This is a genomic window from Nocardioides sp. (assembly GCF_035703625.1).
Taxonomy (GTDB): domain Bacteria; phylum Actinomycetota; class Actinomycetes; order Propionibacteriales; family Nocardioidaceae; genus Nocardioides.
This window is the reverse complement of the sequence record NZ_DASSXS010000166.1, coordinates 1-9,019: the sequence shown is the minus strand read 5'-3', so window position 1 is coordinate 9,019 and position 9,019 is coordinate 1. Positions and strand designations below refer to the sequence as shown.

The window sequence follows — 9,019 nt, the reverse complement described above, 5'->3', positions numbered from 1 at the left end:
TTCTCAAGGGTCGGGAATCCCCGATTCAACGGGTCAGGGGGTGCCGACCCACTCGTCCGTGCCGTCGGCGAACCGCTGGTGCTTCCAGATCGGGACCTCCGCCTTGAGCGTGTCGATCAGGGCCCGGGAGGCGCGGAAGGCCTCGTCCCGGTGGGCACTGGCGGTTGCGACGATCACCGCGATGTCGCCGATGGCCAGCGGACCGGTCCGGTGCACGGCCGCGACCCCGTGGACGTCGTACTGGGTCGCGACCCGTTCGCAGACCTCCCGCATGCGTTCCAGAGCGGTGGGGTGGGCGGAGTAGTCCAGCCCGTCGACGGCGCGGCCACCGTCGTGGTCGCGCACCCTGCCCACGAACAGGGTCAGCCCGCCGGACGTCGCGTCGCCCAGCGACTCCACGACCTCGTTGGCGTCGAGGGGCCTCTCGCGCAGCTCGACGAGCCGGATCGCGGCCTGGGGGCCTGCCTGGGGGCTCACGACGACGACCTTACTGGCGCGCCCCGCGTTGGTCGCGACGCGTACGGTTGCACCATGAGCAACGACCCGGGCGACGCGCCCGACGGCCCCGACGAGAGCGGCCAGAACCCGTTCCGCGGCACTCCGTTCGAGCAGTTCTTCGGCGGGAGCGGAGGCCCGGACCTGGGAGCACTGTTCAGCCAGCTCCAGGCCCTCATGCAGCCCCACGAGGGCCCCCTCAACTGGGACTTCACGATCGACCTGGCCCGCAAGACGGTGGCCACCTCCCCCGACCCGACGCCGACCCAGAAGCAGAAGGACGCCGTCTCCGACGCCCTCACCCTGGCCGACCACTGGCTCGACGACGCCACCGAGTTCGCGTCCGGCGTGTCCTCGACCGCGGCCTGGAGCCGCGCGGAATGGATCGTGGCGACCACCGACGTGTGGAAGGTGCTGGTGGAACCGATCGCGGAAAGCTCGGTGCAGTCGCTCAGCGGCGCGCTGCCGGAGGAGGCGAAGACGATGGCCGGCCCGATCATGGGCCTGCTGGGCCGGGCCGTCGGCGCGATGCTCGCCTCCCAGGTCGGCTCCGGGATCGGGACTCTCGCCTCCGAGGTGCTCAGCGCCTCCGACATCGGCCTGCCCCTGTCCACTCCCGGTCGGGCTGCGCTGGTGCCGGCCAACATCTCCGCGTTCGCGGAGGGCCTCGACGTCGACGAGGACGACGTACTGCTCTATCTGGCGTTGCGCGAGGCTGCCCACCAGCGGCTCTTCGCCCACGTCCCGTGGCTGCGCGAGCACCTGATCGGCGCGGTCACCGACTACGCGCGCGGCATCGAGATCAACACCGAGTCCATCCAGAGCCGGATGGAGGAGCAGATGCGTGGCATCGACCCCACCAACCCGGAGTCGATGCAGCAGCTGCTCGAGGGCGGGCTCTTCGACCTCCCCAAGTCTGCGAGCCAGGAGGCCGCCCTGCAGCGTCTCGAGATCACCCTCGCCCTGGTCGAGGGCTGGGTCGACGAGGTGGTCGGCCAGGCCACGGCCGAGCGGATGCCGTCGGCGGCCAGGCTGCAGGAGGCGGTACGACGCCGCCGCGCGGCCGGCGGCCCGGCCGAGCAGACCTTCGCCTCGCTGGTCGGCCTCGAGCTGAGGCCCCGCCGCCTGCGTGACGCGAGCACGCTGTGGGGCTCCCTGCGGACGCGGCAGGGCCCGGAGGCCCGCGACGGGGTCTGGATGCACCCCGATCTGCTGCCGACCGCGAGCGACCTCGACGACCCGCTGGGCTTCCGGGAGGGCGCCGCCGCTCCCGAGGCGATGAGCGACGAGGACTTCGACGCCGCCCTCCAGCGGATGCTCGACCGCGACGACTCCGGCCCCGACCCCGACGCGGAGTGACCCTCCACGCCGACGCGCTCGCGGTCCTCTCGACCTGGACGCCGCCCTCAGCCGGGCAGGCCGCCCTCCGCGACCGGTACGTCGACCACCTCGCCCGCCACGGCGACGCGATGACCCGGAGCTGCTACCCCGACCACCTCACCGCCAGCACGCTGGTCCTCTCCCCCGACCTGGAGCGGGTCCTGCTCACGCTGCACGCCAAGGCCGGGCGGTGGTTCCAGTTCGGCGGGCACTGCGAGCCGTCCGACCTGACCCTCGCGGGGGCTGCTGCCCGAGAGGCCGCCGAGGAGTCCGGGCTCGACGACCTGACCGTCGGGACGGTGCCGGTCCAGCTCAGCGAGCACGAGGTCCCGTTCTGCGACCCGCGCGGCGGCGTGCACCACCTCGACGTCCGGTTCCTCGCGGTCGCCGACGAGTCGGCCGCGCACGCGGTCAGCGACGAGTCGCTCGACGTGCGCTGGTGGCCGGCCGACCGGCTCCCGGACCCCGAGCCGGACCTGGTCGAGCTCGTGGCCCTGGCCCGCGCTCAGTCGATGTCGGAGCCGGGCGGCGACTCGACCTGGGCGGCCGCCGACCACCCCTCCAGGTAGCCCTTGGCCCGCTCGGCCTTCGGGTACTTGTCGACCCAGGCCCAGAAGTTCGCGTCGTGGGCGGGCTCGAGCAGGTGGGCGAGCTCGTGGACCAGCACGTAGTCGACCACCCAGCGGGGCATGGTGCGCAGCCGCGAGGACAGCCGGATCGTCCGGTCACCGGGCGTGCAGGACCCCCATCGCGACCGCTGGTTGTCGACCCACCGCACCGAGGCCGGCGACGCCAGCTGGCCGAAGTAGCGGGCGTTGAGGTCCTCGGCTCGCGCGAGCAGGTCGTCGTCGGAGAGCCGATTGCGGCGCTCGGACCGCTCGATGCGGGCCACCATCGTGCTCACCCACTGCGACTCCTCGGCGCGGGTCAGGTTGGCCGGGATGAGCACCACGATCCGGTCGCCCTGCCGGTAGGCCGACACCGTACGACGGCGCCGCTTGGACCGGCGTACCTCGACCTCGGACGTCATGGGTCAACGGTATCGGCCCGGACCCCCCGATCGGCCCACTCCAGCAGCCGGTCGCACTCCCACGTGTTGACGATCCGGTCCGGGTCGATGCCCGCGGCCTCGGCCCTCTCGCAGCCGTAGACGAGGAAGTCGAGCTGCCCGGGGGCGTGGGCGTCGCTGTCGATGGAGAACCTGCACCCGATGTCGCGCGCCAGCTCGAGCAGGGCGGTGGGTGGGTCGCGACGCTCGGGCCGGGAGTTGATCTCGACGGCGACGTCGTGCTCGACACACGCCTCGAACACCGCGCGCGCGTCGAACTTGCTGCCCGGCCGCACCCCGCGGTTTCCGGTCACCAGGCGCCCGGTGCAGTGGCCGAGCACGTTCATGCGCGGGTTGGCGATCGCGGCGATCATCCGGCGGGTCATGGCGGCCGGTTCCATCTTGAGCTTGGAGTGGACGCTGGCGACCCGGAGGTCGAGCCTCGACAGGAGCTCGTCGGTCTGGTCGAGCCCGCCGTCGTCGAGGATGTCGACCTCGATCCCCTTGAGCAGCCTGAAGCCGGTGCCGCCCAGGTGCTCGTTGACGGCGTCGACGACGTCGAGCTGACGGGCCAGCCGCTCGGCGCTCAGCCCGCGGGCCACGGTCAGCCGGGGTGAGTGGTCGGTCAGCACGAGGTACTCGTGGCCGAGCTCGACGGCGGTGAAGGCCATCTCCTCGATCGGGGAGCCGCCGTCGGACCAGTCGGAGTGGGAGTGCAGGTCACCGCGCAGCCGCGAGCGCAGCTCCGTCCCGCCGGAGGTGAGGGGTCCGGCGTGCTCGCGCTCGACCTTGGCCAGCCGCCGGGGGCGTACGCCGCGGCAGGCCTCCTCGATCACCGCGGCCGAGCTCGCCCCCACGCCCGAGAGCTCGGTCAGGGTCCCGGCGGCCGCCCGGGCGGACACCTCCTCGGCAGGCAGGGTGAGGATCGAAGCGGCTGCCGTCCGGAAGGCCTTGACCTTGTAGGTGTCCTCCCGGCCGCGCTCGAGGAGGAAGGCGATCCGCCGCAGGGCCGCGACCGGCCCCCCGTCGTACGTCGCGTCGGATCCGTCGCCGCCGGTCGCACTCGTCTGGACCACACCGCCAACTTTCTTCTGTCCACATCCGTCCAGGGCCCATTGTCGCTGGTCAGCGTCGCGCGGGCAGCCTTGCCCGGGCCGGTCATCCACAGGCCGGTCCCACCCGGGTCACGGTTAGTCCACCGGATCCGCCCCCGCTCCACAGCCTTGTCCACAACGTTTTCCACAGGTGTGGGTGCCGTGGCGTTGACCCGGGCTCCCGCCGCTCCTAGCGTGACCCCAGATGAGGCCCCGGCCCATCCGAACGACGTTCGCAAGGGGAAGGCAAGCGTCGCAGAGGTGGCCGGGGCCTCCTCTGTCGTCCGGCGCCTGCGCCTGGCGCCTAGCGACCCTCGAACACCGGCCGGCGCTTCTCCCGCACCGCCCGGATGCCCTCCTGCAGGTCCGCCGTGGCCAGCGTCATCGGCTGGGCCAGCGCCTCCCACTGCAGGCAGCTCTCGAGGTCGGCGTGGCCTCCGTCGGCCAGCGCCAGCTTGGTGAGCCGGCTGGCGATCGGGGCGGTGGCGGCGACCCCACGGGCGGTCGCGAGCACCTCGCCCAGGAAGTCGGCGGGCTCGATCACCCGCGAGACCAGGCCCAGCCCGAGCGCCTCCTCGGCGTCGACGATCCGGCCGGTCAGGAGCAGGTCCCGGGCGTGGGCCGCGCCGACCACGTCCGGGAGCAGGTAGGTGCCGCCCATGCCGGCGTGCATGCCCAGCTGCACGAACGGGACGCCCAGCCTGGCCCCCGCGGCGGCGTACCTGATGTCGCAGGCCAACGCCAGGCACAGGCCGGCACCGATCGCGGCGCCGTTGACCGCCGCCATCGTGGGCACCTCCAGGCGGCGGATCGACAGCCAGGCGCGGTAGAACGGCAGCATCCGCTCACGCAGCTCGTCGACGGTCGCCTCCGGCTCGCTGGCGATCCAGGCCGTGTTGCCGCCGGAGCAGAACGCCGAGCCCTCCCCCGTCACCACCACGGCGCGCACCGACCGGTCGGCGTCCAGCTCGTCGATCGCGGCGACCCAGGAGGAGGTCATCTCCTCCGACATCGCGTTGCGCTGGTCGGGGTTGTCGAGGGTGAGTACGGCGACCCCGTCGCCGGTGCGCTCGAGCCGCAGGTGGGTGTAGTCGGTCATGGCCGGCAAGGCTACGCAGCCACGGACGCGCCGTTATACCCGCCACCGCCCGGATCACCCCTTACCGGTGCGCCTCAGTGCAGCGGTCACCCCCGTGTCGTAGGGTCGGACCGGTCCTCGACGCTGCGGCGGAAGGGATCCCGACGGGCTTCCCCCCACTCCCCGTCGCGACGACCGAGACACCAACGAGCAAGGAGGCCGTCATGGCGGAGACCTGGAGCGGCGAGTTCTACTGCGTGAAGTGCAAGGAGAAGCGCGAGGCCGAGGGCGAGGTGCGGGTCAACGACAAGGGGACCCGGATGGCCAAGGCCGTGTGCCCCGTGTGCGGCACCAACCTGAACCGCATCCTGGGCAAGGCGTAGCCACGACCCAGGGCAGGCTGCTCATCTCGGGCTGCTCTTCTCGGGCTGCTCAGACTCGAGTCGGCACACCCATGACGGCGGCGGTGGGAACTCTGCGGGGCCCCACCGCCGCCGTCGGCGTCTGCGGACGCCTTTCCCTCCTGTGGAGGACGAACCCCGGCGCGCCCCGACCTGTGCCAGCATCCTGCGGGTGTCGACCGACGACGACTGGCTCCCGCGCCGCCCTCGGCTGAGGCCGGGCGTCCGCGCCGTACGCCGCGACAGCCGGCACCTCCAGGTCGGGATCGACCCGACCGACCGCCTGGTCCTGCCCGACGACGAGCCGAACCGCCGGCTCCTCGACGACCTCCGGGCCGGGCGGCACCCCGAACTTGACGATCCGCAGGCCCAGGCCTGCCTGCGCCGGCTGGTGGAGCGTGGGCTGGTCGTCGATGCCGACGCTCTCGATCGTGCCCTGCGGGGGCCGCTCCCCCGCGAGTGCGTCCTGTCGTCGTTCGCCGTCGACGCGCGGAATGCCGCGGCGCGTCTGTCCGCCCGTGGCGTGGCGACGGTGGCGCTCGACGTCACCGGGCCATGGCGGACCAGTCTGCTGCGGGCGGTGGCTGCGGCAGGCTTGCGCATCGCGGCTCGAGGCGACGACCGGGCGGTGACGGTCGTGGCCGATCCCGCCGACGAGCTCCTCGACCGGCTCGTGCAGCGGTCCGAGCCCCACCTCGTCCTGGACGCCGTGGCCGGGCGGGTCACGGTGGGCCCGTTCGTGTCACCCGGCCTGACCGCGTGCTCGCGGTGCGTCACCGCCCACCGGTGCGACCGGGATCCCGGCCACGCGACGGTGCGGGGCCAGTACGCCGCGGGACCCGACGACCAGGCCCCTGTCGACCCGGTCCTGCGGCAGCTGGCGGCGGCCTGGGCGGTGCGGGACGTGGTCTCCTACGTCGAGGGGGACCTGCCCGCCACCTGGTCGTCGACCGTCGCGCTCGACCCGGCGCTCACGCTCGACCGACAGCGCTGGCTGCGACATCCGGCGTGCGGCTGCCACTGGGGCGACCAGCTCGCCGCGGGATGACTCACCAGAACTCGCTGTCCAGCTTGCCCTCCATCGCGCGCAGATGGGTGCGTGAGCACTCGTCGCAGTAGCGCCGCATCCGGCCGTTCTCGACGGCGGTGGTCCACGTGAGCGTCTTGGCCTCGTCAGGCTCCTGCCGCCCGCAGAAGTCGCAGGTGGTCACCGTTCAAGGATAGGCCCCCGGACAGACCAAGAGCCGGGTACGACGCTGACGTCGTACCCGGCTCTCGGCTCGATCACCACCCCCGCGTCGGTCCCTGTCACAGGACTCGGGCGACGGCGAGACGCGCCTGCAGCGCGGCCTGTTCTGCCTTGCGGCCCAAGCGAGCGACCTGGGCCATCTGGTGGCCGCGTCGCCGCTGTTGCGCCTCTCCCAGGCGCGCGGACATCTGCGCACGCGCCAGGTCTTCATGCATGAGATTCATCTGCTTGCTCCCGTTCGGTTCGGTGTTCATCAGTTGGGCTGGATCCTCTTCTCGGTGAGACAGCGACCGCTCACGCAGCCGTGTCGTTCTTGCGGGGTCGGCCACGGGGCCGCTTGCGGGGAATCACCACTCCCTGGAGGAAGAGCTGACCTCCCCAGACTCCCCAGGGCTCGCGCCGCTCGAGAGCGCCGTCGAGGCACAGGGACCGGACTGGGCAGTCCACGCACAGCGTCTTGGCAAACTCCACGTCGGCGGGTGATTCCGCGAACCACAGCTCCGGGTCGTTGGCCCGGCAGGGAAGCAGTTCGTGGTCCACCGCGCCGGCCGCGTCGTGCAACCCACCCAGACCGGCTTCGGCTGTCCCACCAGTTCTGTCGAGAACGCTGATGGTCATCTTGTTCACCTCCTTCAACTGACCTGGTCACGTGTTGGTGCTCGGAAAATCAGAAAGGCCGCGGATCCCGGTTTCGGGTCCGCGGCCTGGAGGCTGCCGATGCTGCTGAAATGTCAACAGGTCGGTGGTCTCCAGGCAGAGGTCCCCGGGAAGGCTCCCCAGACGCGGGCCGCCACGCGGTCGCCGGAAATGGGCGCACCCGTGGTGCAGACCGTGGTGCCGGCGTAGACGCCGAGGTGGAGTCCGGGCGTGGGCATGCCGAAGCGCGACGGGTTCTGGCCCATCGTCTGGAACTTGTTGGTGCTCATACGGTCCACCTCCTTCGGTGCGTCGGGCGCTGACACTTGCCGGGCGTCATGGTGCGCTGTTGACTCGGTGAGAGAAAGTTACCGGCCGACCCGCGTAATGGGCAAACCATTTAATGGGCATTTCGCGGATTTCTCCGATTTCTTCGCTTCTGTCTAGTCCAGCAGGGCCAGGACGTCGTCGCCGTAGCGCTCGAGCTTGGACCGGCCGATGCCGTTGACGGCCAGCAGCGCCTGCTGGGTGCGCGGCTTGTGCTCGGCGATCAGCTGGAGGGTGGCGTCGGTGAAGACCACGAAGGCCGGCACGCTCTCCTCCGCCGCGCGGGCCTTCCGCCACTCGCGCAGGCGCTCGAAGAGCTCCTCGTCGTAGGAGGCCGGGCAGTCCTCGCACCGGCCGGTCTTCCTGGCCCGGCCGACGAGCGGCTTCCCGCACTCGCGGCAGTTGGCCACGCCACGGCGGGGTGAACGGGCGGGAGGCATCGCGTCGTGAGGCAGGAGGGGGTCGAGGAACCGCGAGGGCTTCCGCGAGGCCCGGCCGCCCGGGTTGCGGGCCAGGCTCCAGGAGAGGGTGAGATCCAGGCGGGCGCGGGTCATCCCGACGTAGAGCAGCCGGCGCTCCTCCTCGATCTCGGTGGGCGACTCGGCGTACGAGAACGGGAGGGTGCCCTCCTGGAGTCCGGTCACGAACACCGAGTCCCACTCCAGCCCCTTGGCGGCGTGGAGCGTGGCGAGCGTGACACCGTCGGCGACGGGGGCGTGCTGCTCGGACGCCCGTCGGTCGAGGTCGTCGACGAAGCCTCCGAGATCGCTGCCATCGGCCCGGGCGAACTCGATCGCCTGGTCGACCAGGGCCTGCAGCGACTCCCAGCGGTCGCGGGTCTTCCCGCGCGCTGCGGGTGCCTCGCTGCTCCAGCCCATGCCGGCAAGCACCGCGCGGACCGTGTCGACCAGCTCGCCGGAGGCCTGGCCGGAACGGGCGGTGCCGCGCAGCAGGGTCACGGCCTCGCGCACCTCGGGACGGTCGAAGAACCGAGCCGCCCCGCGGACGACGTAGGGGATGCCACGGCTGGCGAGGGCGTCCTCGAACGCCTCGGACTGGGCGTTGATCCGGAACAGCACGGCGATCTCGCCCGGCGGGCGGCCCTGGTCGCGCAGGTCCGCGATGTGGGTGGCGACCGACTCGGCCTCGGCGACCTCGTCGGGGTGGGAGGCGTAGCTGACGCCCCGGCCGGAGGGGCGCTGGGCACGCAGCTCGACGCCCCGGCTGGGCGAGTTCTCCAGCAGGGTGTTGGCGGCCGTGACGACCTCGGGGGTGGAGCGGTAGTTGCGGGTCAGCTCGATCGAGGTGGTC

The 9,019-nt window shown here is 72.1% G+C and carries 13 protein-coding genes; 4 read left to right on the top strand and 9 right to left on the bottom strand.

Translation table 11 applies throughout. The features are described 5' to 3' along the window. Window positions 1–33: 33 nt before the first annotated feature. Complete coding sequence (locus VFN12_RS08210; protein ID WP_325118152.1) at window positions 34–477, bottom strand: molybdenum cofactor biosynthesis protein MoaE; 444 nt, start codon at window positions 475–477, stop codon at window positions 34–36. Between the two features lie 54 nt (window positions 478–531). On the opposite strand from VFN12_RS08210, the gene VFN12_RS08205 reads away from it, so the two are divergent. Both VFN12_RS08205 and VFN12_RS08200 read left to right on the top strand, forming a co-directional pair. Further along, window positions 532–1,854 carry a zinc-dependent metalloprotease gene (locus tag VFN12_RS08205; protein ID WP_325118151.1) on the top strand — a complete coding sequence of 441 codons (1,323 nt, stop codon included), beginning with the start codon at window positions 532–534 and terminating at the stop codon, window positions 1,852–1,854. After that, window positions 1,851–2,444, top strand: coding sequence for an NUDIX hydrolase (locus tag VFN12_RS08200; protein WP_325118150.1), 594 nt, complete (start codon window positions 1,851–1,853; stop codon window positions 2,442–2,444). The genes VFN12_RS08205 and VFN12_RS08200 overlap by 4 nt, the downstream gene beginning before the upstream one ends. Here VFN12_RS08200 and VFN12_RS08195 read toward each other — a convergent pair. The 3 genes from VFN12_RS08195 to VFN12_RS08185 all read right to left on the bottom strand — a co-directional run bounded on the left by VFN12_RS08195 (window position 2,381) and on the right by VFN12_RS08185 (window position 5,116). Continuing rightward, window positions 2,381–2,905: a M48 family metallopeptidase gene (locus tag VFN12_RS08195; RefSeq protein WP_325118149.1), complete on the bottom strand. Its 525-nt coding sequence runs from the start codon at window positions 2,903–2,905 to the stop codon at window positions 2,381–2,383. The two genes, VFN12_RS08200 and VFN12_RS08195, sit on opposite strands and share 64 nt — an antisense overlap. Beyond that, a complete protein-coding gene (locus tag VFN12_RS08190) occupies window positions 2,902–3,999 on the bottom strand; it encodes a PHP domain-containing protein (protein ID WP_325118148.1) in 1,098 nt (365 codons plus the stop codon). The genes VFN12_RS08195 and VFN12_RS08190 overlap by 4 nt, the downstream gene beginning before the upstream one ends. A 322-nt stretch (window positions 4,000–4,321) precedes the next feature. Beyond that, complete coding sequence (locus VFN12_RS08185) at window positions 4,322–5,116, bottom strand: enoyl-CoA hydratase/isomerase family protein (protein ID WP_325118147.1); 795 nt, start codon at window positions 5,114–5,116, stop codon at window positions 4,322–4,324. Between the two features lie 203 nt (window positions 5,117–5,319). On the opposite strand from VFN12_RS08185, the gene VFN12_RS08180 reads away from it, so the two are divergent. Together VFN12_RS08180 and VFN12_RS08175 are read left to right on the top strand one after the other, a co-directional pair. Continuing rightward, window positions 5,320–5,478: a DUF5679 domain-containing protein gene (locus VFN12_RS08180; protein ID WP_089503918.1), complete on the top strand. Its 159-nt coding sequence runs from the start codon at window positions 5,320–5,322 to the stop codon at window positions 5,476–5,478. 190 nt (window positions 5,479–5,668) lie between these two features. Then, complete coding sequence (locus tag VFN12_RS08175) at window positions 5,669–6,544, top strand: hypothetical protein (protein WP_325118146.1); 876 nt, start codon at window positions 5,669–5,671, stop codon at window positions 6,542–6,544. Window position 6,545: 1 nt separating this feature from the next. Here the strand turns inward: VFN12_RS08175 and VFN12_RS08170 are convergent, their stop codons facing one another. The 5 genes from VFN12_RS08170 to VFN12_RS08150 all read right to left on the bottom strand — a co-directional run. Then, complete coding sequence (locus VFN12_RS08170) at window positions 6,546–6,707, bottom strand: hypothetical protein (protein ID WP_325118145.1); 162 nt, start codon at window positions 6,705–6,707, stop codon at window positions 6,546–6,548. A gap of 97 nt (window positions 6,708–6,804) precedes the next feature. Beyond that, a complete protein-coding gene (locus tag VFN12_RS08165) occupies window positions 6,805–6,999 on the bottom strand; it encodes a hypothetical protein (RefSeq protein WP_325118144.1) in 195 nt (64 codons plus the stop codon). 40 nt (window positions 7,000–7,039) lie between these two features. Beyond that, window positions 7,040–7,363, bottom strand: a complete 324-nt coding sequence (locus tag VFN12_RS08160) for a WhiB family transcriptional regulator (protein ID WP_325118143.1) — start codon at window positions 7,361–7,363, stop codon at window positions 7,040–7,042. A gap of 113 nt (window positions 7,364–7,476) precedes the next feature. Beyond that, window positions 7,477–7,671 (bottom strand): hypothetical protein, encoded by a 195-nt coding sequence (locus VFN12_RS08155; protein ID WP_325118142.1) that lies wholly within the window; start codon window positions 7,669–7,671, stop codon window positions 7,477–7,479. A gap of 153 nt (window positions 7,672–7,824) precedes the next feature. Next, window positions 7,825–9,019 (bottom strand): ATP-dependent DNA helicase UvrD2 (locus VFN12_RS08150; RefSeq protein ID WP_325118141.1); only part of this gene is annotated, 1,195 nt, incomplete at its 5' end.

Coding starts and splice junctions, on each gene's coding strand:
- VFN12_RS08205 (WP_325118151.1), top strand. CDS start 532: ATGAGCAACGACCCGGGCGACGCGCCCGACGGCCCCGACGAGAGCGGC.
- VFN12_RS08195 (WP_325118149.1), bottom strand. CDS start 2,905: ATGACGTCCGAGGTCGAGGTACGCCGGTCCAAGCGGCGCCGTCGTACG.
- VFN12_RS08185 (WP_325118147.1), bottom strand. CDS start 5,116: ATGACCGACTACACCCACCTGCGGCTCGAGCGCACCGGCGACGGGGTC.
- VFN12_RS08180 (WP_089503918.1), top strand. CDS start 5,320: ATGGCGGAGACCTGGAGCGGCGAGTTCTACTGCGTGAAGTGCAAGGAG.
- VFN12_RS08165 (WP_325118144.1), bottom strand. CDS start 6,999: ATGAACACCGAACCGAACGGGAGCAAGCAGATGAATCTCATGCATGAA.
- VFN12_RS08160 (WP_325118143.1), bottom strand. CDS start 7,363: ATGACCATCAGCGTTCTCGACAGAACTGGTGGGACAGCCGAAGCCGGT.
- VFN12_RS08155 (WP_325118142.1), bottom strand. CDS start 7,671: ATGAGCACCAACAAGTTCCAGACGATGGGCCAGAACCCGTCGCGCTTC.